Origin of the sequence: Sphingomonas sp. HT-1 (assembly GCF_048568905.1) — a bacterium.
In the GTDB taxonomy this organism is placed as follows: Bacteria; Pseudomonadota; Alphaproteobacteria; order Sphingomonadales; family Sphingomonadaceae; genus Sphingomonas.
This window is the reverse complement of sequence record NZ_CP183770.1, coordinates 117,162-141,646: the sequence shown is the minus strand read 5'-3', so window position 1 is coordinate 141,646 and position 24,485 is coordinate 117,162. Positions and strand designations below refer to the sequence as shown.

General features: G+C 65.2%; 33 protein-coding genes. 15 read left to right on the top strand and 18 right to left on the bottom strand.

The window, feature by feature from the left end; all coding sequences use genetic code 11:
- Window positions 1-86 precede the first annotated feature (86 nt).
- Complete coding sequence (locus ACNFJ7_RS00775) at window positions 87-1,244, top strand: hypothetical protein (protein WP_019368773.1); 1,158 nt, start codon at window positions 87-89, stop codon at window positions 1,242-1,244.
- 66 nt (window positions 1,245-1,310) lie between these two features.
- Here the strand turns inward: ACNFJ7_RS00775 and ACNFJ7_RS00770 are convergent, their stop codons facing one another.
- From ACNFJ7_RS00770 to ACNFJ7_RS00740, 7 genes are all read right to left on the bottom strand, one after another.
- The gene (locus ACNFJ7_RS00770; RefSeq protein WP_152997752.1) at window positions 1,311-1,598 is read right to left on the bottom strand and encodes a hypothetical protein; all 288 of its coding nucleotides are present in this window, start codon (window positions 1,596-1,598) and stop codon (window positions 1,311-1,313) included.
- 244 nt (window positions 1,599-1,842) lie between these two features.
- On the bottom strand, window positions 1,843-2,613 hold the full coding sequence (gene xth, locus ACNFJ7_RS00765; RefSeq protein ID WP_019368771.1) for an exodeoxyribonuclease III: 771 nt from the start codon (window positions 2,611-2,613) through the stop codon (window positions 1,843-1,845).
- 10 nt (window positions 2,614-2,623) lie between these two features.
- Window positions 2,624-2,968: an iron-sulfur cluster insertion protein ErpA gene (gene erpA, locus ACNFJ7_RS00760; RefSeq protein ID WP_019368770.1), complete on the bottom strand. Its 345-nt coding sequence runs from the start codon at window positions 2,966-2,968 to the stop codon at window positions 2,624-2,626.
- A 48-nt stretch (window positions 2,969-3,016) separates the two neighbouring features.
- On the bottom strand, window positions 3,017-4,192 hold the full coding sequence (locus tag ACNFJ7_RS00755) for a M23 family metallopeptidase (protein ID WP_019368769.1): 1,176 nt from the start codon (window positions 4,190-4,192) through the stop codon (window positions 3,017-3,019).
- 122 nt (window positions 4,193-4,314) lie between these two features.
- Window positions 4,315-5,118: a ferritin-like domain-containing protein gene (locus ACNFJ7_RS00750; RefSeq protein WP_019368768.1), complete on the bottom strand. Its 804-nt coding sequence runs from the start codon at window positions 5,116-5,118 to the stop codon at window positions 4,315-4,317.
- Window positions 5,115-5,588 carry a peroxiredoxin gene (locus ACNFJ7_RS00745; protein WP_019368767.1) on the bottom strand — a complete coding sequence of 158 codons (474 nt, stop codon included), beginning with the start codon at window positions 5,586-5,588 and terminating at the stop codon, window positions 5,115-5,117. The genes ACNFJ7_RS00750 and ACNFJ7_RS00745 overlap by 4 nt, the downstream gene beginning before the upstream one ends.
- Before the next feature lie 10 nt (window positions 5,589-5,598).
- Complete coding sequence (locus ACNFJ7_RS00740) at window positions 5,599-8,274, bottom strand: bifunctional [glutamine synthetase] adenylyltransferase/[glutamine synthetase]-adenylyl-L-tyrosine phosphorylase (protein WP_019368766.1); 2,676 nt, start codon at window positions 8,272-8,274, stop codon at window positions 5,599-5,601.
- 128 nt (window positions 8,275-8,402) lie between these two features.
- Between ACNFJ7_RS00740 and ACNFJ7_RS00735 the strand changes: the two genes are divergently transcribed.
- Complete coding sequence (locus tag ACNFJ7_RS00735) at window positions 8,403-8,552, top strand: hypothetical protein (RefSeq protein ID WP_156804358.1); 150 nt, start codon at window positions 8,403-8,405, stop codon at window positions 8,550-8,552.
- 19 nt (window positions 8,553-8,571) lie between these two features.
- On the opposite strand, the gene ACNFJ7_RS00730 is transcribed toward ACNFJ7_RS00735, so the two are convergent.
- Genes ACNFJ7_RS00730 through ACNFJ7_RS00720 form a run of 3 tightly spaced genes read right to left on the bottom strand, consistent with a single transcriptional unit; the run spans window position 8,572 to window position 11,068 of the window.
- Window positions 8,572-8,904, bottom strand: a complete 333-nt coding sequence (locus ACNFJ7_RS00730; RefSeq protein ID WP_019368764.1) for a 2Fe-2S iron-sulfur cluster-binding protein — start codon at window positions 8,902-8,904, stop codon at window positions 8,572-8,574.
- Window positions 8,901-9,995: a cysteine desulfurase family protein gene (locus ACNFJ7_RS00725; protein WP_026009006.1), complete on the bottom strand. Its 1,095-nt coding sequence runs from the start codon at window positions 9,993-9,995 to the stop codon at window positions 8,901-8,903. Before ACNFJ7_RS00725 ends, ACNFJ7_RS00730 begins: the two co-directional genes overlap by 4 nt.
- A complete protein-coding gene (locus tag ACNFJ7_RS00720) occupies window positions 9,992-11,068 on the bottom strand; it encodes a cysteine desulfurase family protein (RefSeq protein WP_019368762.1) in 1,077 nt (358 codons plus the stop codon). The genes ACNFJ7_RS00725 and ACNFJ7_RS00720 overlap by 4 nt, the downstream gene beginning before the upstream one ends.
- A 91-nt stretch (window positions 11,069-11,159) precedes the next feature.
- Between ACNFJ7_RS00720 and ACNFJ7_RS00715 the strand changes: the two genes are divergently transcribed.
- Window positions 11,160-11,816, top strand: coding sequence for an alpha/beta hydrolase (locus ACNFJ7_RS00715; protein WP_019368761.1), 657 nt, complete (start codon window positions 11,160-11,162; stop codon window positions 11,814-11,816).
- 12 nt (window positions 11,817-11,828) lie between these two features.
- On the opposite strand, the gene ACNFJ7_RS00710 is transcribed toward ACNFJ7_RS00715, so the two are convergent.
- The 4 genes from ACNFJ7_RS00710 to ACNFJ7_RS00695 form a co-directional block, all read right to left on the bottom strand.
- Entirely contained in the window at window positions 11,829-12,689 is an 861-nt protein-coding gene (locus ACNFJ7_RS00710; RefSeq protein ID WP_019368760.1) for an alpha/beta hydrolase, read from the bottom strand.
- A gap of 82 nt (window positions 12,690-12,771) precedes the next feature.
- Complete coding sequence (locus ACNFJ7_RS00705; RefSeq protein WP_019368759.1) at window positions 12,772-12,960, bottom strand: hypothetical protein; 189 nt, start codon at window positions 12,958-12,960, stop codon at window positions 12,772-12,774.
- Window positions 12,942-13,148: a hypothetical protein gene (locus ACNFJ7_RS00700; protein WP_019368758.1), complete on the bottom strand. Its 207-nt coding sequence runs from the start codon at window positions 13,146-13,148 to the stop codon at window positions 12,942-12,944. The genes ACNFJ7_RS00705 and ACNFJ7_RS00700 overlap by 19 nt, the downstream gene beginning before the upstream one ends.
- Window positions 13,120-14,088, bottom strand: coding sequence for a pyridoxal-phosphate dependent enzyme (locus ACNFJ7_RS00695; RefSeq protein WP_019368757.1), 969 nt, complete (start codon window positions 14,086-14,088; stop codon window positions 13,120-13,122). Before ACNFJ7_RS00695 ends, ACNFJ7_RS00700 begins: the two co-directional genes overlap by 29 nt.
- Before the next feature lie 154 nt (window positions 14,089-14,242).
- Between ACNFJ7_RS00695 and ACNFJ7_RS00690 the strand changes: the two genes are divergently transcribed.
- The gene (locus tag ACNFJ7_RS00690; protein WP_058805416.1) at window positions 14,243-15,469 is read left to right on the top strand and encodes a type III PLP-dependent enzyme; all 1,227 of its coding nucleotides are present in this window, start codon (window positions 14,243-14,245) and stop codon (window positions 15,467-15,469) included.
- A 201-nt stretch (window positions 15,470-15,670) separates the two neighbouring features.
- Window positions 15,671-16,750 carry a 1,9-bis(guanidino)-5-aza-nonane synthase gene (locus ACNFJ7_RS00685; protein ID WP_019368755.1) on the top strand — a complete coding sequence of 360 codons (1,080 nt, stop codon included), beginning with the start codon at window positions 15,671-15,673 and terminating at the stop codon, window positions 16,748-16,750.
- A gap of 122 nt (window positions 16,751-16,872) precedes the next feature.
- On the opposite strand, the gene ACNFJ7_RS00680 is transcribed toward ACNFJ7_RS00685, so the two are convergent.
- Entirely contained in the window at window positions 16,873-17,634 is a 762-nt protein-coding gene (locus ACNFJ7_RS00680; RefSeq protein WP_026009005.1) for an SDR family oxidoreductase, read from the bottom strand.
- Window positions 17,635-17,736: 102 nt separating this feature from the next.
- Between ACNFJ7_RS00680 and ACNFJ7_RS00675 the strand changes: the two genes are divergently transcribed.
- A complete protein-coding gene (locus tag ACNFJ7_RS00675; RefSeq protein ID WP_019368753.1) occupies window positions 17,737-18,159 on the top strand; it encodes a winged helix-turn-helix transcriptional regulator in 423 nt (140 codons plus the stop codon).
- Between the two features lie 3 nt (window positions 18,160-18,162).
- Here ACNFJ7_RS00675 and ACNFJ7_RS00670 read toward each other — a convergent pair whose 3' ends face one another.
- The 3 genes from ACNFJ7_RS00670 to ACNFJ7_RS00660 form a co-directional block, all read right to left on the bottom strand.
- Entirely contained in the window at window positions 18,163-19,146 is a 984-nt protein-coding gene (locus ACNFJ7_RS00670; RefSeq protein WP_019368752.1) for a hypothetical protein, read from the bottom strand.
- Window positions 19,147-19,380: 234 nt separating this feature from the next.
- On the bottom strand, window positions 19,381-20,421 hold the full coding sequence (gene pspF, locus ACNFJ7_RS00665) for a phage shock protein operon transcriptional activator (protein ID WP_019368751.1): 1,041 nt from the start codon (window positions 20,419-20,421) through the stop codon (window positions 19,381-19,383).
- A gap of 6 nt (window positions 20,422-20,427) precedes the next feature.
- Window positions 20,428-20,598 (bottom strand): hypothetical protein, encoded by a 171-nt coding sequence (locus ACNFJ7_RS00660; RefSeq protein WP_156804357.1) that lies wholly within the window; start codon window positions 20,596-20,598, stop codon window positions 20,428-20,430.
- A gap of 222 nt (window positions 20,599-20,820) precedes the next feature.
- On the opposite strand from ACNFJ7_RS00660, the gene pspA reads away from it, so the two are divergent.
- The 9 genes from pspA (at window position 20,821) to ACNFJ7_RS00615 (ending at window position 24,389) form a co-directional block, all read left to right on the top strand.
- Window positions 20,821-21,489, top strand: coding sequence for a phage shock protein PspA (pspA, locus tag ACNFJ7_RS00655; protein ID WP_019368749.1), 669 nt, complete (start codon window positions 20,821-20,823; stop codon window positions 21,487-21,489).
- A gap of 3 nt (window positions 21,490-21,492) precedes the next feature.
- Window positions 21,493-21,765, top strand: a complete 273-nt coding sequence (gene pspB, locus ACNFJ7_RS00650; RefSeq protein WP_019368748.1) for an envelope stress response membrane protein PspB — start codon at window positions 21,493-21,495, stop codon at window positions 21,763-21,765.
- 1 nt (window position 21,766) lies between these two features.
- On the top strand, window positions 21,767-22,138 hold the full coding sequence (gene pspC / locus ACNFJ7_RS00645) for an envelope stress response membrane protein PspC (protein ID WP_026009003.1): 372 nt from the start codon (window positions 21,767-21,769) through the stop codon (window positions 22,136-22,138).
- A 30-nt stretch (window positions 22,139-22,168) separates the two neighbouring features.
- Window positions 22,169-22,462, top strand: a complete 294-nt coding sequence (locus tag ACNFJ7_RS00640; RefSeq protein ID WP_019368746.1) for a hypothetical protein — start codon at window positions 22,169-22,171, stop codon at window positions 22,460-22,462.
- Between the two features lie 17 nt (window positions 22,463-22,479).
- The gene (locus ACNFJ7_RS00635; protein WP_019368745.1) at window positions 22,480-22,809 is read left to right on the top strand and encodes a hypothetical protein; all 330 of its coding nucleotides are present in this window, start codon (window positions 22,480-22,482) and stop codon (window positions 22,807-22,809) included.
- 14 nt (window positions 22,810-22,823) lie between these two features.
- The gene (locus ACNFJ7_RS00630; RefSeq protein ID WP_019368744.1) at window positions 22,824-23,090 is read left to right on the top strand and encodes a hypothetical protein; all 267 of its coding nucleotides are present in this window, start codon (window positions 22,824-22,826) and stop codon (window positions 23,088-23,090) included.
- 196 nt (window positions 23,091-23,286) lie between these two features.
- Window positions 23,287-23,562, top strand: coding sequence for a hypothetical protein (locus ACNFJ7_RS00625; protein ID WP_019368743.1), 276 nt, complete (start codon window positions 23,287-23,289; stop codon window positions 23,560-23,562).
- A gap of 24 nt (window positions 23,563-23,586) precedes the next feature.
- The gene (locus tag ACNFJ7_RS00620; protein WP_019368742.1) at window positions 23,587-23,835 is read left to right on the top strand and encodes a hypothetical protein; all 249 of its coding nucleotides are present in this window, start codon (window positions 23,587-23,589) and stop codon (window positions 23,833-23,835) included.
- A gap of 149 nt (window positions 23,836-23,984) precedes the next feature.
- Entirely contained in the window at window positions 23,985-24,389 is a 405-nt protein-coding gene (locus tag ACNFJ7_RS00615) for a SufE family protein (protein ID WP_019368741.1), read from the top strand.
- The last annotated feature ends 96 nt before the right edge of the window (window positions 24,390-24,485 follow it).

Below are 24,485 nucleotides of genomic sequence, written 5' to 3'. Positions count from 1 at the left end.
GCCGCGCTGCGCGCCTGGAGCTTGACAGGCGCCTTCGGACGCAAGACTGCATTGCGCCGCATCAAGAATTTCTGGGGAACACTCACTTGGCTAGTGCCGATCTTCAGGTCCGGCCCGTTTCGGGCAAGGCTGATACCAAGGCGTTCATCGAACTGGCCTATCGCCTGAACGGCGACGATCCGCATTGGGTGGCCCCCTTGCGCGAGGAAGTGGCGGCGACGATCAGCCCGAAGAAGAACGGCTGGTTCAGTCATGCCGAAGCGCAGCTGTTCCTGGCGGAGCGCGCGGGCAAGGTGGTCGGCCGCATCTCCGCACACATCGATGCACTGGCCTTGCAGATGCCGGCCGAGCAGGGCTTCGGCCCCGGCACCGGCTTCTGGGGGCTGTTCGAGGCGGAGGACCAGGCGGTCGCCGCGGCGCTGATCGCCCAAGCCGAAAGCTGGCTGCGCGCCAAGGGCATGACCAAGGCGCTCGGCCCGGTCAGCCTGTCGATCTGGGAAGAACCCGGCCTGCTGGTGAAGGGCCACGATCACTCGCCAACGGTGCTGATGGGCCACCATCCGGCGCACTATCAGGGCTGGATTGAGGCGCTGGGTTATGGCCCGGCCAAAAAGCTGGTCACCTATGAAGTGGATATTAGCGGCGAGTTCCCGCCCATCGTGCAGCGCATCGTCGCCGCCGGCGAGAAGAACCCGCGCATCCGCATCCGCGAGGTGGACAAGAGCAAGTTCGCCGAGGAAGCGGCGATCATCCTCGCCATCCTCAACGATGCTTGGTCGGATAATTGGGGGTTCGTGCCGCTCACTCAGCCCGAAGTGGATGATGTCGGCAAGAAGCTGAAGCCGCTGGTGTTCAACGATCTGATCCGCATCGCCGAATATGATGGCGAGCCGGTGGCATTCATGGTCACCCTGCCCGATTTGAACGAACCGCTGAAGCCGCTGAAGGGCTCGCTGTTGCCGTTCGGCTGGGCGAAGCTGCTGCTGTGGCTGCGTCGCCCCAAGGCGCGGACGATGCGCGTGCCGCTGATGGGCGTGGTGAAGCGGCTGCAAAGCTCGCGCATGGCGAGCCAGCTGGCCTTCATGATGATCGAATATATCCGTCGCGCGGCGGTGACCCGTTATGGCGGGAGCCGCGGCGAGATCGGCTGGATTCTGGAGGACAATCAGGGGATGGTGGCGATCGCCGATGCGATCGAAAGCAGGATCAACCGCGAGTATCTGATCTACCAGAAGGCGATCTGAAGCGGCGGAGGCGGCCGGCTGCGGGATGGGAGGCCTCTGCCATCCCGCATGCGGCGAGCAAATGAATTATTCTTTGGTCGGGTCGATACCCGTGCGATCGATCCACTCTTGGCGAGTCCGGCAGGTCTTCCGCGTGATGTGCGAGCCGGTAACCGGGCCCTTCACGCAATAGAGCACCGAAGGATCAGCGGCGGCTTCGGCCATCGTCAGCGGCTTGGAAACTTTCTTGGCGGCGACGGCGCGCGGCAGGTCGCGGTCGGAGGCAGCGGCGGGCGAAACCAGGGCGAGCGTGCCGGCGGCAGCTCCCACCAGTGCGACGCCACGAACGAACATCGAAAGACGGGCGGGGTTCATGTTGGGCTCCTGTTTGACTAGCGTTTGGTCCGACTTGGCGTTGTGCTCGTCGGTACCTCATACTCTGCAGGTGCCGTGCCAGTTTTCCTTATCGCCTCTTTTCAATAGCTTACGAAATTTAACAGAACTGTCTTATTGCCATAAGGCGGTGCAATCCGCCGAAACGTGGCAAAGCGCGCTAACAAGCACGCCATCAGATTTGTTTCCTTCTATAAAACTTCACGCGGATCACCGCGCGGCCGCGTTACCGTAGCGTCACCCAGGTCGGCGCATGGTCGCTCGCCTTCTCGCGGCCGCGATATTCCTTGTCGACACCCGCACCGGTGAAACGATCGGCCGCCTGGGGGCTGAGCAGCAAGTGGTCGATGCGGAAACCCGCATCGCGTTGCCAAGCACCGGCCTGATAGTCCCAGAAGGTCCACACGCCGCCCTTGGGAAAGCGGGTGCGCAGCGCATCCGTCCAGCCCTGCGCCAGCAACATACGATAGCGCTCGCGGCTTTCGGGCTGCATCAGCGCGTCCTCGGCCATCGCCCGCACCGAAAAGCTGTCGTCGTCGTTGGGGATGACGTTGAAGTCCCCCGCCAGGATCGCCGGCCGCTCCTCGGCCAGCAACTCGGCTGCGCGTGCGTTCAGCCGCTCCATCCAGCGCAGCTTATAGTCGAACTTCGGTCCCGGCTGCGGATTGCCGTTGGGCAGATACAAGCCGCCGATGATCAGATCGCCGACCTCGGCTTCGATATAGCGGCTGTGCGCATCCTCGGGATCGCCCGCCAGCCCACGCTGGCGCTCGACCGGCTGTTGGCCGCGCGCCAGGATGGCAACGCCGTTGAAGCCTTTTTGCCCGTGCCACACCGCGCCATAGCCGGCCGCTTCGATTGCGGGGACGGGCAGCGTTTCGTCCGAACTCTTCAATTCCTGCAGGCAGACGATGTCGGGCTGCTGCTCGGTGAGATACTCGATCAGGCGATCCAGGCGCGCCTTGATGCCGTTCACATTGTAGCTGACGATTTTCAACGGGGCGCGCTCAGATCGAGAAGCTGGTGCCGCACCCGCAACCGGATGCCGCGTTGGGATTGGTCACCGCGAAATGCGCGCCTCCCAGATTGTCGATAAAGTCGACCTGCGCTCCGCGCACCAGATCGAGACTGATCGGATCCACCACCAGTCGCACACCATCGACTTCCACCACGCTATCGTCGGCCTCGGCCGATTCGGCCAAGCCGAAGCGATATTGGAAGCCGGAACAGCCGCCGCCTTCTACCGAAAGCCGCAGGATCGCCGGCTTGGCCTGCTTCGTGGCGATCGCGGCGACCCGCGCCGCGGCAGCGGGGGTCAACGCGATGTCGGGCTGTTCGAGCATGGTCGTCATGCGGACGAGATAATGTGTCGGTCCCCGTCCGGCAATGCGCTCAACGGCTCAGCGCGGACCACCCACCGCGCCACCGCTCACCGGCGCCTGGGCGATATACTCGCCCGACTGGATGAAGGGGATCGGATTGATCGCGCGCCCGTCGAGACGGACCTCGTAATGGAGGTGCGTGCCGGTCGAACGGCCGGTCGAGCCCATCAGCCCGATAATCTGGCCGCGGCGCACTCGGGTGTTGTCCGCCACCAGGATCTTGGAGAGATGGCCATAGCGCGTCTCGATGCCGTGGCCGTGATTGACCTGCACCAGATTGCCATAGCCGCCCTGGCGACCGGCATGCGAGACGATGCCGTCGGCGGTCGCATAGATCGGCGTGCCGGTCTGGCCCGGAATGTCGACACCGGCATGCATCGCCGCGGTGCCGCGGAACGGATCGGAGCGCACCCCGAAGTGCGAGGTAAAGCTCACATGCTGCACCGGCTGCATCGACGGAATGGAGATCGACGTCGATTCGATCGAATCCAGCTTCTTCCAGGTGAGGAACAGCGAGCGGAACTGCGCATCCGCATCGGCCATGCTGGCGGTTGCGGCTTCCTCATCGCTGACGGGTTCATAGGGCCCGCCCATCGCCACCTCGGCCTTGACGAAGCGGCTGGGCGAAAGGCCCAGCTTGCGGATCCGGGCGGTCGCTTCGCGTACGCGGGCCTTGCCGACCTGCTGCGCCTTGACGGCCAGCGCCACCTGACGCGCCTCCAGCCGGCGCAGCGGTGCGGTGATCTCTCGGGCGAGCGCGCTAGTCTTCTGCGGCACCGCGGGAAGCTCCTGCGCCAGCACCGTGCGGTCGGCCTTGCCGGAAACGACGGCGTTCAGCATCGCCTGCCGCTGTTCGATCTTCTCGGCATGCAGTCGCGCTTCTTGCTTGGCAGCGGCGACCTCGGCGCGCATCCGGGCGACTTCGGCGCGCATCGCCGCCACCTGTGCCTCGGGCGAGCCTGGATTGGCGGCGGCGCCGGTGAAGGTGATCGCGCCGGCCATCGCCTGCGACACCCCATAGCCCGAGAACAGCACGGTCAGCGCGGCGGCACTAGCGAACAGCGCCTGCGAGCGGCCGCAGATGCTGAACCGGCGCAGGCCCCGGCCATCATGCAGGATGACATCGCGTGTGGTGAACAAATCCCGGAACTTGCGTGCGAAATCGTCGTTCTTGCGTTCGGACGGTGAAGCCATGAGTCCCCGGCAAATCATGGAAGCCCACACCGTGCGACCCGGCGCATCGCTTCAGGATGGTGCGAACGGATTGGGCAGCCCCTGTCCTCTCCGTCCCGCTTAAGGACTCTTTTGGAGGATAATCAGCCGTCGACAAGCGCTTGGTAGTAATCGCGCGTCAGACCGGCTGAGTCGCGCGCCGAGTCGTTGAACGGCGGCTTAACCGCACCTCGGAAGTGGGTACGAACCAATGCCTGCCACGTCGTTTCCGGCACGCAACGAGCGGCCTTGCAGGCCGACTCGAACCACTCCGTACCAGCCCTTACATGGCGGATTTCGTCAGTAACGATACGGGTCAGGATCCTCGCCGTTACCCGGTCTCCGGCGGATTCGAACCGCTCGATCGTCGCGGGCGTGACATCCAGGCCACGGGCTTCCAGCACCATCGGCACGATCGCCAGCCGCGCCTTGGCATCATGGGCGGTTTCGGTCGCGGCATCCCACAGCCCGTCATGCGCCGGCAGCGCGCCATAGCAGCTGCCCAGGCTGCGCAGCCGGCGGTCGAGCAGCGCGAAGTGCATCGCCTCGTCGGCGCCGACGCGCATCCAGTCGTCGATAAAGCCGGTCGGGAACTGCGCGCCGAAGCGGCCGACCAGGTCGAACGCCAGATCGATCGCGACGAATTCGATATGCGCCAGTGCATGAATCAGCGCGATCCGGCCGCGTTCGGAGCCGCCGCGGCCGCGCTTGGGCATGCGGTTGGGCGGCAGCAATTCAGGCGCGGCGGGGCGCGCCGGGCGATCGGGCATGGCGACCTCGAAGCGGAAGTCGAGACGGCCCAGCCGCCAGTCGCGCGCGGCGGCGCGGGCCCGCATCACCTTGTCGGTCGGGTCGGCGGCGTCGAGCACCGCCCGCACCGCCTCGCCCACGCTTTGCTTTTCGGTCACCCGAGCGCCTTTGCGGCTTCCAGCACCTCGGCGGCATGACCAGGCACCTTCACCTTGCGCCAGGCGCGCACCAGCATGCCCGCAGCGTCGAACAGGAAGGTCGAGCGCTCGATGCCCATGTACTTCTTCCCGTACATCGATTTCTCGACCCACACGCCCAGCGCCTCCATCAGCGTGCCGTCCTCGTCGGTGGCGAGCGGCACGGTGAGGTCGTACTTGGCGGTGAATTTCTGATGCTTGGCGGGCGAATCCTTCGAGATGCCGAGCAGCTTCACGCCGAGCTCGGTGAACTCGGGCATCAGCGCGGTGAAATCTTGCGCCTCGCGGGTGCAGCCCGAGGTATCGTCCTTTGGGTAGAAATAGAGAACGAGCGGCGCGCCTGCGCCCCAGTCCGGAAGCGCCAGCGCGCTGCCGTCCGCCGCTGCCAGCGCGTTCTTGGGGAGCGCGTCGCCCTGCTCGATGCTCATCATATGGTCTCCGTCAGTTGCCTGCCTGGATCGCGGCCCAGCAGTCGCGCACCTCCTGCCGTGTCGCGTAGAGCGCCGCAACCACTGCTTCCCAATCGGGCAGGCCGAGCGCGCGGGCGATCAGCGCCCGGGTGTTCTCGCCCGGCGGCTGCGCATCGGGCGCAACGAGCCGCAGGGTCACCAGCAACCGTGTAAGGAAATCATGCGCAGTCCGGGCCGAAGCCGGCATCAAACCCTGCCCGACCAGTGCATCGATCGCCTGCTCCAGCCGCGGATTGAAGCCGGTGCGGTGACATAGCTGCTGTACGTGCACGGCGAACTCCAGATCTACCAGTCCGCCATCCAGCAGCTTGGCATCCAGCGGACCGATCGGCGGCTTGTGCGCCGCCATATCCGCCCGCATCTTACGCGCGTCGGCAAGAATGTCCCGCTCGGGTCGCGCGCCGTGCAAAACGCGGGCGATAATCGCCTCCACCTGCGCACGCGCCGCTTCGGAACCGTACACGGGCCGCGCCCTCGTCAGCGCCATATGTTCCCAGGTCCAGGCATCCTTTTCCTGATAGGCCGCGAAGCCTTCGAGCGACACCGAAAGCGGCCCTTGCGTGCCCGAAGGCCGCAGCCTCGTGTCCACTTCATAGAGCGGCCCCGCCGCCGTCGGCACTGACAGCGCCGCCGTCACGCGCTGGGCCAGCCGGTTGTAATAGGTAACCGCGCCCAGCGGGCGTCGGCCATCGGATTCTGCCGCATAGTCGCCGGTGAACAAATAAATGAGGTCGAGATCCGAAGCGTGGGTCAGGGCCGCGCCCCCCATGCGTCCGAGCGCAAGGATTACCAGTTCGCTGTCCGCCACGCGCCCGTGCTGGCCGGCGAATTCCTCGACCGTAGCCGCGGCGAGCACCTGGATTGCCGCCTCTGCCACCCGCGCATAGCCAGCGGAGACGTCGAGCGGGTCGCTAGTGCCTGCGACGATCTGCGCACCGAGGGCGAAGCGCTTCTCGTTGACGAGGCGCCGGACATGTTCGAGCTGCCACTGATAATCTGCGCCCCGCTCCGCTGCTGTCATCGCCTTGGCCAGTGCGGCGCCGTCCTCCATCGGCGCAAATGCGCTCGCATCGATCAGCCCGTCGAGCAGTTCGGCTCTGCGGCCGAGCTGCTCGGCCAGCGTCGGCGCATGGCTGAGGATCGTGCTGAGCAGTCGGGTGAGTGCCGGCTGCGCCTCCAGCAGGCGGAAGATGTTGATTGCGCTGGGCAGCCGCTTCAGCATCGCGTCGAAGCGGGTGATTGCATGTTGCGGATCCGGCGCCGTGCCGAACGCGTCGATCAGCACGGGCAGCACCGCTTCCAGCGCCCCTTGCGACGCCGGGCTGCGCAGCGCCGGATAGGTCGCCCCCCGCCACCCATCAATGATGCGGCGAGGCGTTTCGGCATCGGCGAACCCCGCCTTCGCCAGCCGTTCGCCGAGCAGATCCGGATCGCTCGAAACGCCGCCGCCGCCCGCCTCCGCGAGCGCATCATAGATGCGCCCCACCCGCTCCACCTGCGGCTGGAGCAGCGCAATCAGCGCGGCGCCATCGGCTACGCCGTGCAGCCGCGCGACGTGATCCAGCGCGGCCGGATCGCTCGGTAGCGTGTGAGTCTGGCGGTCGTCGATCATCTGCAGCCGATGCTCGATCGTGCGGAGCAGCACATAGGCCGCGTCGAGCGCGGCAGTCTCGTCGGGGTCGATCCGGCCGGCTCCCGCGAGCGCGGCGAGCGCATCGCGCGTCGCTGGTGCGCGCAGCGCAGGATCGCGACCACCATGGATCAGCTGGTGGATCTGCGCGAAGAATTCCACTTCGCGAATGCCGCCGCGCCCGCGCTTGAGATCATAGCCGGGGCCGAAGCGTTGCCCTTGCTGGTAATGATCGCGAATGCGGCGGGAGATTTCCTGGATCTCGCGGATCGTGCCGTAATCCAGCGCGCGCCGCCACACGAACGGGCGGATCGCGTCGAGGAAATGCTGCCCCAGCGCCAGATCCCCGGCCGCCGCGCGGGCGCGGATAAAGGCGGCCCGTTCCCAGGGTAGCGCCTGGCTCTCATAATAGCTGATCGCCGCGTCTACCGGCAGCGCGATCGGCGTTACTTCGGGCGAGGGCCGCAGCCGCAGGTCCACTCGCAGCACATAGCCGTCGCCATCGCGGGACTGGAGCAGTTCCAGCACGCGCCGGGCGATTCGGACGGCAGCTTCCTCGGGCGCTTCGCGCGGGCGGCACGGCAGCGTTTCGGGGTCAAAGATCAGGATCGGGTCGATGTCGGACGAATAATTGAGTTCGCGGCTGCCCTGCTTGCCCAGCGCGAGCGCCGCAAAGCCTCGCACCGGCGCATCCGGCGTGCGTTCGCGGATTGCCGCTACGATCGCGCGATCCAACGCCAAGTCGGCAAAGTCGCTCAGTAGCCGCGACACCCGGTCGAAATCATAGGCACCGGAAAGATCACCGATCGCAGCGATCAGCGCAAGCCGGCGGCGTTCGATGCGCAACTGCCGGGCGATCGGCTGGTCGCTCGCCGACGCGCGCGCTGCAGCCAGTGGATCGTCGAGGGCTGCGGCGGGGTCTTCCGCAAGGTCCTTTTCTCGGTTGAGTGCCTGGTTCAGGAATGGGGAGTGGGCACGAATGCGATCGAGTGTCTCGGAAAGGGAAAAGTCCGTCACGCCGTCCGCCTATCGTCCAGAAACCGCACAACTGCGATAAACCGCAGAAATGCAAAGCAACGAATGCGTTGCATAGTCGTTTTGAGCGCGTGGTACAGACGGCATCCTCGAACGCCCGAGAGGCAAACGTGGCAACACTTCAACGCGTGAAGGCGCCGCGCCCGTGCGACGGCGTCGCTGCCGCGCTTCGCAACGCCTATATCGACGATACCAGCCTGCCCACGGAAATGGCGACACTGCTCGCCAAGCTCAGCGAGGGCGAACCACGCAAGGGCTGATCATCGAGGCGGACTCGCCTCAGCGACCTTGCATGTCGCGGTGCGCGGAGGGAATTTGTACGGTAAGCCCGTCGAGCGTGTCGTTCAGTACGATCTGGCAGGCGAGGCGGCTGGTGCGCACCGCCCCAATTGCGAGGTCCAGCATATCTTCTTCCTCCTCGCTCGCTTCGGGAAGCCGGCTGAAATCGACGGCGGGCAGGATAACATGGCAGGTCGAACAGGCCATCTGCCCCTCGCACGTACCTTCTAGCGGCTGACCGGCATTCTGCGCCACTTCCAGCAGCCGCGCACCGGGGGGGGCCTCCACATCCTGCACTTGGCCGCCGGGCCCTTCGAAGCGAACGCGGATCATAGCGGCACCCGCTGTGCATCGGCTGCGGCCAACAGTCGGTCGAGCGCGGTCATTAATTCCCCCTCGCTGGTCATGCGGCCGAAGCCGATGCGGATACTGGAACGCGCGGCGGCATCGGAAAGCCCAATGCCTCGCAAGACATGGCTGGAGCGTCCCGATCCGCTGGCACAGGCCGAGCCTGCAGAAAAGGCGATGCCGCGTAGATCGGCCATCAGGCGGGCAACGTCCAGGCCCTCGCGCCGAACGTTTATATTGCCGCGATAGCGCTGTCGCTCGCACCCGTTAAGTTGCCAGCCAGCGCCGGCAAATGCGGCGCGTGCCAGCGCGAATAGCCGGTCGACATGTGCGACATCGGCCTGTTCCCGCGTTACCGCCAACTTAGCCGCCGCCCCGAAGCCGGCGCAGAGTGCAGGGGAGAGCGTGCCCGATCGGCCGGGCACCTCCTGCCCCCCGCCGTGCAGCAGCGGCGCTAGCGCCACGCCGTCGCGCAACCACAACGCGCCGATCCCCTTGGGACCGTGTATCTTATGGGCGGAGATGGCGATCAGGTCACATGTATTGGGGATCGGCACGCGGCCAAAGCCCTGCACCGCATCGCAAAGGAACAGCGCGCCGGCGGCATGGGCGATCTCCGCCAGCGCCGCAATCGGCTGAATCACACCGATTTCGTTGTTAACCAGCATCGCGGCAACCAGCCCCGTGCCAGGCGCAATCGCTTGGCGTGCGACCTCCAGATCGACCAGCCCGTCGCCACCGACTGGCAACACCGTTACCGGCCGGCCCGACGCCGCTTCGGCCGCAGCCGTGTCCAGCACCGCGGCATGTTCGGTCGCCAGCGTCACAATGCCGCCCTTCGTGCCCTGAATCGCCCAGTTCAGCGCCTCGGTCGCGCCGCTGGTGAACGCCGTCACCCCATGCTTCGGCAGCAGCGCCGCTATGCGCGCGCGCGCCACATCCACTGCTGCCTTGGCTGCGCGACCGGGGGCGTGGGGGGAATGCGGATTGGCGTGCTGATGCTCCAGCCAGGGTAACATCGCTGCCAGCGCCTCGGGCGCGAGGGGTGTCGTCGCCTGATAATCGAGGTAGATCATGCCGCGCGAGTCCGTGCGTCTGCTGCGGTCTGCCGCCACAGCGCGGCGAAACGATCTACATCGTCTTCGGTCGTGCCGCGGCCGAAGCTGACGCGGACGACTTCGCGCAGCGCAGGCTCGCTCCATCCCATAGCCGTCAGCACATGGCTAGGCCGCATGCTGCCGGAGGAACAGGCGCTCCCCGCCGAGACCGCCACGCCGGCCAGGTCGAAGCGGATAAGCTGCGCGGCTGAAGAGACCCCCGGCATGCGATAGGCACCGATCAGCGGACTACGCGGGCTCGCGGCGCCCACCACTTCGCCGCCCTCGCCGAGGATTGCCGCCTCGAGCCGTGCGCGCAGCGCCGCCATGTGTGCGAGATCCTCCGGCACCTCCACAGCCGCGGCAAAGCCGAGCGCGCCGGGCAGATTCTCCGTGCCTGCCCGGTACCCCTTCTCCTGGCCGCCCGTCGGAAGCAGCACGCCAAAATCGCGGACCAGCAGCGCGCCGATCCCCGGCGGCCCGCCTCGCTTGTGGGCAGAGACTGCGACCAGATCGGCGTGGCGCAGCACCTCGGCATCGGCATGCGCCGGCATCTGCGCCGCATCGACGAGAAGGATCCCGCCCGCGTCGTGCACCGCGCCTGCGATCGCCGCGATCGACTGGCGGATGCCCGTTTCACTGTTTGCCCATTGCACGCAGACCAGCGCACGCCCTGCGCCGTCCAGCGCGCGCGCTAGCGCGTCCATCTCCACGTGGCCGTTCGCGTTGACCGGCAGCACCGTGGCACCTTCGGAAAGGCGTAGCACAGCGTCATGCTCCACTGCGGTGACGATCCGCCTGGCGGCAACGCTGCGCCCGAGCGCGATGCCCAGCGATTCGCTTGCCCCGCTGGTCAGCACACACTCGTGCGCCCAGCCATAGGCTGCGGCGATGCGGCGGCGCGCATCCTCCAGCGCCGCCTTGGCTGCGCGCCCATCGCCGTGCGGCGAGGATGGATTCGCCCAGCGCGCCATCCCCTCCGCCGCCGCAGCGATCGCGACGGGCAGGATCGGCGTGGTCGCCGCATGATCCAGATAGATACGCGTTGCCAATTCCGTTCCAATTGCGTCCATTGCAGGCCTGCTTATATAGCGACGACGTTCGAGCGCTCCACAGCGCTATTCCCTTTCGACAGGAACTGCCTTGCCCGAAGTCATCTTTCCCGGACCCGAAGGCCGCCTTGAAGGGCGGTTCGCCCCCGCGCCGCGCCCCCGCGCCCCGGTCGCCATGATCCTCCACCCGCACCCGAATGCGGGCGGCACGATGAACAATCGCATCGTCCAGGATCTCTACAAGACCTTCCAGCGCCGCGGTTTCGCTACGCTGCGCTTCAACTTCCGCGGCGTCGGCAAGAGCCAAGGCACTTTCGACAACGGCATAGGCGAGCTTTCCGATGCGGCCAGCGCGCTCGATTGGGTGCAGAGCTTCCACCCGGAAGCATCGACCACCTGGGTTGCCGGCTTCGGCTTCGGCGCTTGGATCGGCATGCAGCTGCTGATGCGCCGCCCGGAAATTCGCGGCTTCATTTCAATCGCTCCGCCGGCCAACATGTTCGACTTCACCTTCCTCGCCCCCTGCCCCAGCTCGGGCATCATTGTACAGGGTGAGCAGGACGAAGTGGTGACCCCGGGTGCCGTACAAAAGCTGGTCGACAAGCTTCGCACCCAGAAGCACATCACCATCCACCACGATACCATCCCGGGCGCGAACCATTTCTTCGAACATGAGATGGATCAGCTCATGGGATCGGTCGATCGATATCTCGATATGCGGCTCGATCCGAACTGCCCGATCCGCTGAGGATCCGTGGGCTCAGCGTGACGCGAGCGTCGCGCTGAGCCAGCGGTCCACCACCACGGTGGCCGGATAGTCCGCCTCGCCCAACCGGCGGTTTATCGCGACATGGCCGCGCAAGCCGCGGCCTTCGAACGCCTGCAACGTGACTTTGACGCCCGAGGCTTTCAGCGCGCTCGCCAGCGCCGCCGACTGGCGTTGTCCTTCGTCCCGATCGACGTGCAGGATCAGGAAGGAAGGTGCATTGGGCGCAGCCACATGTGCGATCGGGGAGAGCGCCCGTTGCCGCGCCGGATCGCTGCCGAACGCTTGGACGTAAATCGGCCGCATGACTCGCCCCGCCCCTGCCAACTGCGCTGGCACGTCGTAGCTGGCGCCATCGAGCAGGATGATGCCGCGCAACCGATCGGGCGCAAAGCCCACCTTCTGCAGATACTGCGGATCGGTGCCGACCAGCGCGGAAAGGTGCGCGCCCGCGCTGTGCCCCATCAGGATCACGCGGGTCGGATCGAAGCCGAGATCTCCCGCATGGTCGATGAGCCAATCGATCGCAGCCGCCACGTCTTCGGCCTGCTGCTCTATCAACGCCTGCGGGATCAGACGATAGTCGATTGTTGCGAAGGCGTAGCCGGCGTCGCGCAGATGGACGATCTTCGACGCGCCAGTGGCATTCTGCTTGCTGCCGCGCCGCCAGCCGCCGCCGTGCACGAATATTACCAGCGGCGGCGCTGCCGCTCCCAGACGACTGGGCGGATAGAAGTCCAGCTTCTGTGCCGGCGCTGCGCCATAGGCGTGCTCGGATGGAACCGCGCCTTGTTGTGCTGGTGCCGGCCTGGCCGCAAACAGAACGCACACCAATATCGCGAGAAGAATGCGCATCGCATAACCCCATCAACTCGGGGCGAACCTAACCGAGTATGTCGATTCAAGTCGAAGCCGAAACGGTAACAAATTGTATCCGCTATACCGTCCAGATCAACGCATTCCCTAGGATCACCGCGGCGCAGATCAGCATCAGCACACCGCGTCTTCGGTCGCCGCGCCGCAGCACTGTCATGCCACCCCAGGCGAGCGCCAGCACACCTAGCACCGCGATGCTCATCATCAGCGGGTAGAGTGCGGAGAGGCTGTTCAGGTCACCACCGCCCACAGCGTTACCCCCGTCGCCACACAGACAAAGGCGGCGGCCGCTGCCAGGCGCGGTTCGCCGCGATATGCGAGGCGCAGCGCAAACCACAGGAAATGGCCAAGCGCGAGCGTACCGACGCTGGCGGCCTGTGCGATCGCTCCGCCGATAACATTGCCCTCATCATTCCGTTTCCGCGAGCGTTCGCGCATAATCCTCCCTGTCGACATTGCCGCCGGAAACGATCACCAGCAGGCCGGGTTCAATTTGTACCTTGCCGCGCAGTAGCGCCGCCAACCCCGCCGCGCCACCAGGCTCGACGACCAGCCGCAGCTTGGCCGCAGCCCAGCGTTGCGCCGCGCGAATATCGGCCTCGCTCACCGCGACGCCGATCGCCCCACGCCGCGAGAGCACGTCGAATGTAAGCGAAGAAACTCGCTGCGTCTGCAAGGAATCGCATGCCGTTGCCGGCGGATTGTCGGCCACCGGTTCGATCCAGCCCGCTTCCAGGCTTCGGCGCATGTCGTCCCAACCTTCCGGCTCAACCGGCACTATCTCCGCCTCGGGCAGCGCAAGCGAAATGCCGGCTGACAACCCGCCGCCGCCGCAAGGCACCAGCACCCTGGCGGGAGCTTCTAGTCCTGCGTCGGCCATCTGCCGGGCGGCCTCGATTCCGGCACTGCCCTGGCCCTCAATGATCCAGGGGTCGTCGAAGCTGGGAACCAGCGTCGCGCCCCGGGCATGAGCGAGTTGCTCGGCGATCTTCTCGCGGCTCTCCGTTGAGCGGTCGTAGCGCACCACTTCCGCGCCCAGCGCCAGTGTCGCCTCCAGCTTCACGCGGGGCGCATCCGCCGGCATTACGATCACTGCGGGGATGCCCAGCCGCTTCGCCGCCCAGGCGACGCCCTGCGCATGGTTGCCTGAGGAGAAGGCGACAACCCCCTTGTCGCGCACCCGCTCGTCCAGCGCGGTCAGCCGGTGCCACGCACCGCGGATCTTGAAGGCGCCGATCGGCTGCAGGCTTTCCGCCTTGAACGCGACGGGCACGCCGCGCACGTCGTGCACCAGCAAAGGCGTTGGCGGGAGGATCGCTGCCATCTTCGCGGCGGCGTCGCGGACCCCGGCGCGGGTGGGCTGTCGCAGAATCGTCACAGGGCATCCCTCGCCGTAGAAAAACGGACCCCAGAATCACTTTACACGGGGGACCGACGCGCATATGTGCGCTCCTCCGCTGCCCCATGGGACTTCCAACCGCAAGGCAGCTTTTCGTCAATGTTTGCCTCACGGCATTTGGAGGTCCCTTGAGTTGCACAAGCATCATCGCGCGCTGGGGTTAGCGACCACCCTCGTCGGCACCACCCGCGTGGCCGATATCGCTAAGCTTCGTCCGGTCCAGCCGGTAACGCTCGTCCGCCCGCACGCAGCATCGCGTGCGGCCCGGTTCTTCGCAGAGAAGTTCCCGGGTCGTTCGATGTATGCCGTGAAGGCCAATCCCTCGCCGGATCTGATCCGGATCCTGTGGGAGAGCGGAATCACGCATTTCGACGTCGCATCGATCGCCGAGGTTCGCCTCGTCGCCGGTGTCGCGCCCGAAGCCACGCTTTGCTTCATGCACCCGGTAAAAGCCGAGGAAGCCATCGCCGAGGCGTATTTCGAGCACGGCGTTCGCGTATTCAGCCTGGACAGCATGGAAGAGCTGGACAAGATCGTCCGCGCCACCAAGGGCGCCACCGATCTCACGCTGTGCGTACGCCTCCGCGTCTCGTCGGATCACTCGAAGCTGAGCCTCGCGTCGAAGTTCGGCGTCGGCCCGGGCGAGAGCAAGGACCTGCTGATCGCGGTTCGCCAGGTCGCGGATGCCCTGGGCATCTGCTTCCATGTCGGCAGCCAGGCGATGTCGCCGGAAGCCTATGCCAATGCGATGGAGCGCGCCCGCGCCGCCATCGTCGAGGCGGGCGTCACGGTCGATGTCGTCGATGTCGGCGGCGGGTTCCCGTCCAGCTATCCCGGCATGGAGCCGCCGCCGCTCGAGCGTTATTTCGCGACGATCCACCGCGCCTTCGAAAGCCTGCCGATTTCCTATTCGGCAGAGCTGTGGGCCGAGCCGGGCCGTGCGCTGTGCGCCGAGTACAGCTCGCTGATCGTGCGCGTCGAGCGTCGTCGCGGCGACGAGCTGTACATCAACGACGGTGCCTATGGCGCGCTGTTCGATGCGGCGCATATCGGCTGGCGCTTCCCGGTCCGTCTCCTCCGCGAGCCGGATTCGAACGCCAAGGACATGGGCTTCAGCTTCTACGGCCCCACCTGCGACGACATGGATCGCATGGCGGGCCCGTTCGAGCTGCCGGCCGACATCCAGGCGGGCGACTATATCGAGATCGGCATGCTCGGCGCCTATGGTGCCGCGATGCGCACCGGCTTCAACGGCTTCACCGCCGGCGACACGGTGATCGTCGACGACGAGCCGATGGTTTCGCTCTACACCGGCGAAGACGAAGCGGTCGAGGTTTCCTCGAACGTCGTCAAGCTGTAACGCTGCACTCGTAGCGAACGAAGATGCTCCCCTCCCGCTTGCGGGAGGGGCTGGGGGTGGGCCCCCGACATTCTCGCACCGGATCGCCGGTGGCGAGCGGGCTCCCACCCCCCGGCCCCCTCCCGCACGTGGGAGGGGGAGCAGAGATGGGTTTCCGCGTCCCCTTTGAATGACGGCGGCCATGTGAAAATGGGAGTTCCCATGACCGACAGCCTCACCAAGACCGCGGCGGCCAACGCCCCGATCAACGATACCCGCAAGTCCGAACTGCTTTCGAAGCAGGTCAAGCACATCGACATCAAGAGCTTCGACGCGCGTCCGATCGTCGATGCGATGAGCGACATGAGCTTCACCAGCCGCGACCTCGGCCGCGCGACCAAGATCTACAACGACATGCTGGCCGACAAGGACTGCACGGTCTGCCTCGTGATCGCGGGCTCGACCTCGGCGGGCGGCTGCATGGACCTTTATGCCGAGCTGGTGCGCAACAACATGGTCGACGTGATCGTCGCCACCGGCGCGACCATCGTCGACATGGATTTCTTCGAGGGCCTGGGCCACAAGCACTATCAGGCGCTCGAAATCCCCGACGACGACACGCTGCGCTCGCTCTATATCGACCGCATCTACGACACGTACATCGACGAGGAGCAGCTCCAGGACTGCGACTTCACGATCAACAAGATCGCGAACGAGCTGGAGCCGCGCGCCTATTCGAGCCGCGCCTTCATTCGCGAGATGGGCAAGTACCTCTCGGAGCACGGCAAGAAGGAAAACAGCCTGGTCAAGCTCGCCTATGAGCATGACGTGCCGATCTTCTGCCCAGCATTCGTCGACAGCTCGGCGGGCTTCGGCCTCGTCAAGCACCAGGTCGACCAGATGAAGGCGGGCAAGCCGTACCTGATGATCGACGCGGTCGCGGACTTCCGCGAGCTGACCGAGATCAAGATCCAGGCGGGCACCACCGGCCTGCTGATGATCGGCGGCGGCGTGCCGAAGAACTTCATCCAGGACACCGTCGTCTGCGCCGAAATCCTCGGCCATGAGGATGTGGAAGTGCACAAGTACGCGGTGCAGATCACCGTCGCCGACGTGCGCGACGGCGCCTGCTCGTCCTCGACGCTGCAGGAAGCCGCCAGCTGGGGCAAGGTGAACACCGGCATCGAGCAGATGGTGTTCGCGGAAGCCGGTTCGGTGATGCCGCTGCTGGCGTCCGACGCCTATCACCGCGGCCACTGGAAGGACCGCGCCAAGCGCGGCTGGGCGAAGCTGTTCGCCTGAGCCGCACGGAGCGAGCCCCGCTCGCCCTGAGACGGCCCATCCGGAAAAACGAAACGGCCGGGGAGCGATCCCCGGCCGTTTTGCTGTCAGATCCTCCCCGGCACGGGGAGGATCAAGGGGACTCACCCCGAGTGGGCCGTCGCTATCGCGGTCAGGTGGGCCAGCACCGCATCGAACTGCCCCTCGCGCTCTGCGAAACGCAGCGGCCGCACCCGCTCGACCAGGATTTCCGTCGGCGTCGGCACCTGCCCGAACAGCGCCATCACCTCATCGGCGAAGTCGTCGAGCGGCTGGTAGCCCGGCCGCTGGCTCTGCCCCGGGGTGAGTTCGGTCTGCACTGCCGGCGGCGCCAGTTCGATCACTTCCACCCGCCCGTCCAGCACCGCGCGCAGCGACACGGTGTAGCTGTGCATCGCCGCCTTGGTGGCGTTGTAGGTCGGCGTCGTCACGAGCGGCACGAAGGCCAGCCCCGAGGTGACGTTGACGATCGCCGCGTCGGGCCTCGTCGCGAGATGCTCGACCAGCGCGTCGATCAACCGGATGGGCCCGAGCAGGTTGGTCGCGATGGTCGCCTCGGCATCGGCGAGATCCCGCTTCGCGTCGAGCGCCTCGAACCGCATGATCCCGGCATTGTTGATCAGGACGTTCACGGCGGGATGCGCCGCCAGCAGCCGCTCGGCGAAATCCGCCACGCCTGCGGCGGTTTCCACGTCGAGCGTCAGCGCGTGCATGTTCGCCCGCCCCTCGCACGCCGCCTCCAGCGCCTCGCGCCGCCGCCCGGCGACGATCACGGTATTCCCCGCATCATGGAACCGGTGCGCGAGCGCCGCGCCGATGCCCGAGCCGCCGCCGGTGATCAGGATGGTGTTGCCTTGGGTCTTCATCATCGCCTCCAGTGCTGATTGCTGGCGGCGATGTACGCCGCTAGGCTCCCGACGAAAGAAGGCACCCGAAAGATTTATACGCACCCAAAAGAGAGTGACCCGATGCCCGCTGCCGCAACCACCCATGCCAACTATCCGGAGATGGACCCGCGCGTGGAAGCGCTGGTTACCGAGGTGATCGGCCGCGTCGCCGACAAATGGACGATGCTGATCCTCGAAACGCTGATCGAGCAGGGCGAGTTGCGCTTCACCCAGATCGGCAAGGCGGTGCCGGGCATCAGCCAGAAGATGCTCACCCAGACGCTGCGCCAGATGGAGCGCGACGGGCTGGTGATCCGCACCATCCATGCCATTATCCCGCCGCGGGTCGATTACAAGCTCACCGATCTGGGCGGGACGCTGGCGGAAGCATTTTGCGGCGTGTGGATCTGGGCTGCGGCCAACCTGGAGCGGATCGACGCCGCGCGCGCTGCGTTCGACAACCGGCGGGCGGACAGCGACGCCGCTCGTAGCGGCCCCGCATAGCTGTCAGGATGCTTGCTGCAGCCGAGTTACCATCCGGCGTACCGTGTCGATCTGCGGCGCGTGCCGCAGCTGGAAACCGAACCATTGGCTATAGCCCCACCAGTCCCAGCAGCCATAGGGATTTGGCAACGGCAGCGTCCGGTTCACTTGGGGATAGAGCAGGATGATGCCATTGCGATCAGCCCAGCGGTTATACCCCAGCCTGCGATAGATGATGTCGCTGCCAAGCGTGTCGGCGCTCTGCATGCAGCCATGGAACACGACGTGCACGGCGCAGTCCGCTCCCGCCTTGCGGCACGATGCGGGAATGAAGACATAGCCGGTATTCGCCATCAGCGCCTGCGCGCTGCCGTAGGGCCGCTGGTCAAAGGCCATCGGCGCGGCGGACAGCCTTACTGCGGCACGCACTTTTAGTCCGTAGATGTGGTTCAATATTTCATACGGCTGGTCGTAGGGCTTCCCCGCGATGAAACATCGAACGACATAGCTCGAACTCGTCTTTCCGCACCTTCCGCCCACACTTGCAGAGACGAAGGCGTGAGTGGCAGGCACGTCGTCGCGATAGCGCAGCGCTTGGCCTGGTACGCCGGCCATGACGTAGAAATTGAGCAGCGTTCGCACCACCGCCGGCGCCACCACGGCATCCTCGCTGCCGCTGAACAAATAGACGCGCTGGCGCGCTATATTCTCAGCCGGGTCGATCGATCCGGCACGGGAGAAAGTGGTTACGGCGGACCAGCTCGCGGGCGCGGTCCAAGCGCGCTGCATGCAGGAAGAGATCACCGAAATGGGAAAAGCGGCGCCGCAATTATATAGCCCGCCTGCGACGACGCCCACGCCCATCACTTCGCTCGACAAGGCCACAGCATATTGCACCGCCATGAAGCCGCCCGAGGACAGGCCGGAGACGGACAGCTTGGCCCGATCTGCACCCAATGTAGGTAGTTCCTGGGCGGTGACATCAGGCGCTCGGAGCAGCGCAAGCATTGGTAAACAAAGAAAAAGGGCTCGCATCTTCACCCCCCGGATTGGGACGATCCGCCAAGCGCCTTCTATGGACGGGTGCTGGACGGCCTTGCGACCAGATGAGAGCATAGCAGGTTTGCTGCGCCAGCGAAAGACGAACGAGCGCATGCTGGCGTCGCTCCAGATAGAGTACTGCCCGCGATCAACGGTTATTGCTAAGCATTCGCACATCTAGTTGCGAACGTTTCGCAAAACCTATCCTCCGGCGCCCAGCAAATCGTGCCGTCGCAGTGCGTGCCGCAGCTGATCATAGGTAAGCCCCAGCGCCTCGGCTGTCGCGCGCTGGTTGAAGCGATGCTCGGCCAGCGCTTGGGACAATAACTGCTTCTCAAACCGCGCCACGCGCGTCTTGAAATCGCCGCTCAACTCCGCCGGCTCCGACATTGTCGGTGCAGGTGCGGCAGGCACTGCCGCCTCGGCCGGTTTTTCCACCGGGCTCATCGACGACGCCATGGGCCGCGGCCGATAGGGCGAGGCGAATGGGTCGATTTCGATCCGATCGATCGGCCCACCCTGCTCCCAGCGATACACTGCGCGCTCTACGACATTGCGCAGTTCCCGGACATTGCCTGGCCAGTCATAGGAAAGCAGCGCATCGAGCGCGTTCGGTCCCCATCCGGGCCAATCCTGCCACCCCAGCTCGGAAGCCATGCGCCGCCCGTAGAATTCAGCGAGCACCTCCACATCGCCGCCACGATGCCGCAGCGGCGGCAGAGTGACGACCTCGAAACTGAGGCGATCGAGAAGATCGGCGCGGAAAGTCCCCTTTTCCACCCGGTGCGGCAGGTTCTCATTGGTAGCGCCAACGATCCGCACGTCGACGCGGATCGGGCGCGAGGATCCGATCCGTGTCACCTCGCCATATTCCACTGCGCGCAGGAGTCGCTCTTGCGCCCCCATGGAAAGAGTGCCGAGTTCGTCGAGGAACAGCGTGCCGCCGTCGGCTTCTTCGAACCGCCCGGTCCGTGCCTTCGTAGCGCCGGTGAACGCACCGGCCTCATGGCCGAACAGTTCGGCTTCGATCAGCGTTTCGGGGAGCGCTGCGCAGTTCATTGTTACTAGCGGCTGATCCCAGCGCGGGCTGAGGCGGTGGAGACGTTCTGCGACGAGTTCCTTGCCGGTCCCGCGCTCGCCGATCACCAGCACAGGGCGGTCAAGCTGCGCCGCGCGGCTTGCGCGTTCCAGCGCATCCAAAAACGCGGAAGATTCTCCGATAACTTGGGTCGTGCGGTCCATGCCCTATCATTGGTGAATTTTCCCAACTTTTGGCAAGGGGTTTTTGCCAACCGGCATATTGTATCGGTAGGAAAATGGCGCATTTTCGCGTTTTTCAGAAGTTGGCACGCCTCCTGCATTGATGGAAGCAAGCCCGATGACGGGCAGCAACTTCAACCTACCAAGGTTCAGGAACACCGATCATGACCAACCAGATCAACACCCTCCGCAACGCCTTCCTGGCGGTTTCCCTCGCCTTCCTTGCCAGCGCCGTTCTGATGGCAGGCGCGGTGGCCCCGGCGATCGCCTGAGGCGGCACACGAGGTCTCCCCGGCATCCCATCCCTCGGGATGCCGGGGCCGCCGGAAGGGCCCCCATCCCTTCCGGCGGCACCCACAAAAACACGAAGGAGCGCACATCATGGGTATCTTTTCGCGAACCCGCGACATCATCGCCGCCAACGTTACCGACCTGCTCGACAAGGCCGAGGATCCGGCGAAGATGGTCCGCATGATCATCCTCGAGATGGAAGAAACGCTGGTAGAGGTTCGCGCCAGTGCCGCCCGCACCATTGCGGACCAGAAGGAAATGCGTCGCCACATCGCCAAGTTGGAAAAGCTTCAGGAAAGCTGGACCGAAAAGGCCGAACTGGCGCTTTCCAAAGATCGCGAGGATCTCGCCAAGGCCGCTCTGGTTGAAAAACAGAAGGCCGCTGACATGTGCGACCAGCTGCAGCAGGAAATCGCTGTGCTCGACGACGCGCTGCGCGCTTCGGAAGAGGACATCAACAAGCTGCAGAACAAGCTACGCGAGGCGCGGGTGCGCCAGAACTCGATCGTCGCTCGACTGGAAAGCGCCAACAATCGCGCCAAGTTGCGCGAAATGACGAACGGCGCGAAGATGCAGGACGCCTTTTCGCGGTTCGACATCCTGGAACGCCGCGTCGACCTGGCCGAAGGTCGTGCCGATGCGATGGGTCTGGGCGGCAACCCGAAGACGCTTGAAGAGGAAATCGCCGAGCTCCGTTCGTCGGAGAAGGTCGACGCCGAACTCGAAGCGCTCAAGGCGCGGCTGAGTAAGGGAGTATAATCGGTGGAAGAGGTTCTCATTCCGGTCCTCGTCTGCGCCATCCTCTTTATCGGACTGCCCTGGCTGGTCTTCCACTATGTCACCAAGTGGAAGCAGGCCGGGACGATAACCCGGGAAGATGAGAACCTGCTCGATGACCTGTATCGTACGGCGCGTATGCTGGAAGACCGGCTAAACACGGTCGAACGGATCATCGCCGCCGACAATCCCGACTATCGCCCGCTCTCGGCGCAACGCCCCGAACAGGCTCCTTACGATCCTTCACGGAGGAACTGAGATGTCCGCTCGTACGAAATTCTACCTCGACAGACAAAACCGCAAGTTCATGGGCGTCTGCGCTGGCTTGGCCGATTATACCGGGATCGATGTCACCTGGATCCGGGTGGCCACCGTGCTGCTCACCATCGCCACCGGCTGGGTCGCCCTCGGCTACTTCGTGATCGCCTGGATCGCGAACCCCAAGCCCGTAGGCCTCTACGACACGCCGGAAGACGAACGCTTCTGGCAGGGCGTGCGGTCGAGCCCGAAGCGCTCGACTGCGGAGGTCCGCTCGAAGTTTCGCGACATCGATCGTCGGCTGGCTGACATCGAGATGTTCTACACGAGCCGCAACACCCGGCTCGCTGACGAAATAGACAGCCTGCGCTAACCGCGCCGGCAGTCAACTGGGAGGCAGACAATGAACTGGTTGAGTGGCCCCGGCTTCGTGATCGCCATCGTCGCGATCTCGACCATTGGCTGGGTCGTGAACAACTGGATCCGTGCCAAGCACGGCTATTCGATCAGCGACGATTTCGGGGCGAACATCGACAAGGCCGATCCGGATGCCGCCCGCAAGATCGCCCTGCTGGTAGCCGAGAACGAACGGCTCGCGGGCCAGATCAGCCGGCTGGAAGACCGGATCGCCGTGCTCGAGCGGATCGCCACCGAACCCGCCGAGCGCACCGCCCGCGCTATCGACGCGCTGCGCTGAGTTCAGGGAGACACACCATGATCGAACTGCAACTCGCCCCCTTCCTTCCTTGGATCATCCTGGCGGGAATTGGCCTGGGTTTTCTGGGCACGATAGGCTGGCTGTTCACCACTTGGCTGCGGATCAAGAACGGCTACCCGCTGGAAAATAGCTGGGGCAAAGCCGTCTATCCCAAGCGAGATGACGAGGCGATCGAGCGGATCAAGCTGCTCAGCCAGGAAAACGCCCAGCTGCGCGCCGAGCTCGGCTCGGTCAAGGATCGGCTGGCCAATGTCGAACGCATCGTGACCGGCGGCGCGCACCTGCTCGATCGCGAGATCGAAGCGCTCCGCACCCGCTCGAACTGAAAGGAACGCAAACCATGCTTTCCCCGATCCTGATCCCCATTCTCGGCATCAGCTGCGGCCTGGTAGCGATCATCGGCGGTGTCTTCTTCCGCCCGCTGTTCAAGCTGTGGGAGCGCCGCATGGAAATCGAAGCCCAGATGACCGCGGAAAAGGCTGCCCAATACGCCGCCCAGACGGCGCGGCTGGAACAGCGGGTCCAGGTGCTCGAGCGGATCCTCACCGACCGTGGCATGGGCCTCGCCGAAGAGATCGAGAAGCTGCGCGACGCGCCGCTGAACTGAAGAAACGTTCCCACCTTCTTCTAAGCAAGGAAATTTCGATGATTGTCATGCTCGCAGTGCTTGCCGCACTGTGCGGGGGAGCTATTGCCCTCGCTGAAAGCCGCGATCGCCCCCGCCGCCGCGCCCTGCGCGCCGCCCAGGCATCGCAAGCAGGGAATTGAGGCGCCACGTGCGCCGACTAGGGGAGTAAGGTGCAATGAACCCGTTCGAAATGGTCGTGGCCATCATCGTCGTGATCACGATCGGCAAGGTTCTCCAGGCGCGCTACGGCATGGTCAAGGGCCGGGATGGCAGGCTTGAAGGGCTTGCGAGCCGAGACCCGGCCGAGAAGTTCGAGGCCGACCGCCTACGCGACGAGATCCGCGCCCTCAAGGAGCGCGTCCAGGTGCTCGAGCGCGTCATCACCGACAATGAAAACAGCCTGCGGCTCGACCACGAGATCGAGAAGCTGCGCGACAAGAACCGGATCTAAGCCATGTTTTCGGGAGCAGGAACCATGACCAGCGACCCTCAACTCTATATCACGCTCGCCTTGTCCGGCCTGGCTGGCCTTGGGATGCTTACCGGCGCGGCGCTGTCGGGCTGGCGCAGTTGGCTGGCGCTGAAGCATCGCGAACTGGCCGAGTTGCACCGGCCGGAAGTCGCGGCGACGGCGATACCCAACGCCGCCTCGCGCATCGAACTGGCGGATCTGAAGGAACGCATCCGCAAGCTCGAAGCGATAGCCGCGGGGGTGGACCTGTGAGCGCTACCACCCAACCGATGGCCGAGCCCCGCCCCACTCCGACCCCGGAGCGGACGCCCCGTCCCCGGCTCGGCCTGCGCTTCGGCGCGACGCCCGCGAAATAGCGGCGAGGCTGGCGAATCCCGCGCGAGCCCGCTAGCGCAGTGGCCATGACCAGCCTCGCCGATCTCCAAGAAGAATACGGGTTTTTAGACGCCGACGATCGCTATCGCTTGCTGATCGAGCTCGGCAAAGGGCTCGAGGACATGCCCGTACCCCTTAAGACCGACGCGACGCTGGTGCGGGGCTGTTCGGCCTCAGTATGGGTCTATCCCACCCGGCTAGAGGATGGCCGGCTCCACTTCCTGGCGGACTCCAACGCGGCGATCACCAAGGGCATCATTGCGCTGGTGCTGCTGACGGTGCAGGACCACACCCCGGCCGAGATACAGGCGACCGACATTGAAGCCGCGCTCGCTCCATTCGACCTCAAAAATCAGCTGAGCTCAAACCGAACCCAGGGCATCCCCAACATGATCGCCCTAATTCGCGAAACCGCGGCGCGGTACGCGTAGCCGCTTTCGGGTGAGCTAAGCCATCAACGCCAGCGAATTACCTCGTCCTCCCCGCGAAGGCGGGAATCCATTGGCGCTGAAGCACGGTTCTTTTCT

What these genes read in the sequence shown, in the direction of transcription:
- ACNFJ7_RS00700 (WP_019368758.1), bottom strand. Translation starts at nt 13,148, where the DNA reads ATGCGCGAACGCTCGCGGAAACGGAATGATGAGGGCAATGTTATCGGC.
- ACNFJ7_RS00640 (WP_019368746.1), top strand. Translation starts at nt 22,169, where the DNA reads ATGAACTGGTTGAGTGGCCCCGGCTTCGTGATCGCCATCGTCGCGATC.
- ACNFJ7_RS00745 (WP_019368767.1), bottom strand. Translation starts at nt 5,588, where the DNA reads ATGATGAGCATCGAGCAGGGCGACGCGCTCCCCAAGAACGCGCTGGCA.
- ACNFJ7_RS00635 (WP_019368745.1), top strand. Translation starts at nt 22,480, where the DNA reads ATGATCGAACTGCAACTCGCCCCCTTCCTTCCTTGGATCATCCTGGCG.
- erpA (WP_019368770.1), bottom strand. Translation starts at nt 2,968, where the DNA reads ATGACGACCATGCTCGAACAGCCCGACATCGCGTTGACCCCCGCTGCC.
- ACNFJ7_RS00730 (WP_019368764.1), bottom strand. Translation starts at nt 8,904, where the DNA reads ATGATCCGCGTTCGCTTCGAAGGGCCCGGCGGCCAAGTGCAGGATGTG.
- ACNFJ7_RS00725 (WP_026009006.1), bottom strand. Translation starts at nt 9,995, where the DNA reads ATGATCTACCTCGATTATCAGGCGACGACACCCCTCGCGCCCGAGGCG.
- ACNFJ7_RS00630 (WP_019368744.1), top strand. Translation starts at nt 22,824, where the DNA reads ATGCTTTCCCCGATCCTGATCCCCATTCTCGGCATCAGCTGCGGCCTG.
- ACNFJ7_RS00675 (WP_019368753.1), top strand. Translation starts at nt 17,737, where the DNA reads ATGCCCGCTGCCGCAACCACCCATGCCAACTATCCGGAGATGGACCCG.
- ACNFJ7_RS00710 (WP_019368760.1), bottom strand. Translation starts at nt 12,689, where the DNA reads ATGCGCATTCTTCTCGCGATATTGGTGTGCGTTCTGTTTGCGGCCAGG.
- ACNFJ7_RS00625 (WP_019368743.1), top strand. Translation starts at nt 23,287, where the DNA reads ATGAACCCGTTCGAAATGGTCGTGGCCATCATCGTCGTGATCACGATC.
- ACNFJ7_RS00685 (WP_019368755.1), top strand. Translation starts at nt 15,671, where the DNA reads ATGACCGACAGCCTCACCAAGACCGCGGCGGCCAACGCCCCGATCAAC.
- ACNFJ7_RS00670 (WP_019368752.1), bottom strand. Translation starts at nt 19,146, where the DNA reads ATGCTTGCGCTGCTCCGAGCGCCTGATGTCACCGCCCAGGAACTACCT.
- ACNFJ7_RS00770 (WP_152997752.1), bottom strand. Translation starts at nt 1,598, where the DNA reads ATGAACCCCGCCCGTCTTTCGATGTTCGTTCGTGGCGTCGCACTGGTG.
- pspF (WP_019368751.1), bottom strand. Translation starts at nt 20,421, where the DNA reads ATGGACCGCACGACCCAAGTTATCGGAGAATCTTCCGCGTTTTTGGAT.
- ACNFJ7_RS00680 (WP_026009005.1), bottom strand. Translation starts at nt 17,634, where the DNA reads ATGAAGACCCAAGGCAACACCATCCTGATCACCGGCGGCGGCTCGGGC.
- pspA (WP_019368749.1), top strand. Translation starts at nt 20,821, where the DNA reads ATGGGTATCTTTTCGCGAACCCGCGACATCATCGCCGCCAACGTTACC.
- ACNFJ7_RS00615 (WP_019368741.1), top strand. Translation starts at nt 23,985, where the DNA reads ATGACCAGCCTCGCCGATCTCCAAGAAGAATACGGGTTTTTAGACGCC.
- pspC (WP_026009003.1), top strand. Translation starts at nt 21,767, where the DNA reads ATGTCCGCTCGTACGAAATTCTACCTCGACAGACAAAACCGCAAGTTC.
- ACNFJ7_RS00755 (WP_019368769.1), bottom strand. Translation starts at nt 4,192, where the DNA reads ATGGCTTCACCGTCCGAACGCAAGAACGACGATTTCGCACGCAAGTTC.
- ACNFJ7_RS00620 (WP_019368742.1), top strand. Translation starts at nt 23,587, where the DNA reads ATGACCAGCGACCCTCAACTCTATATCACGCTCGCCTTGTCCGGCCTG.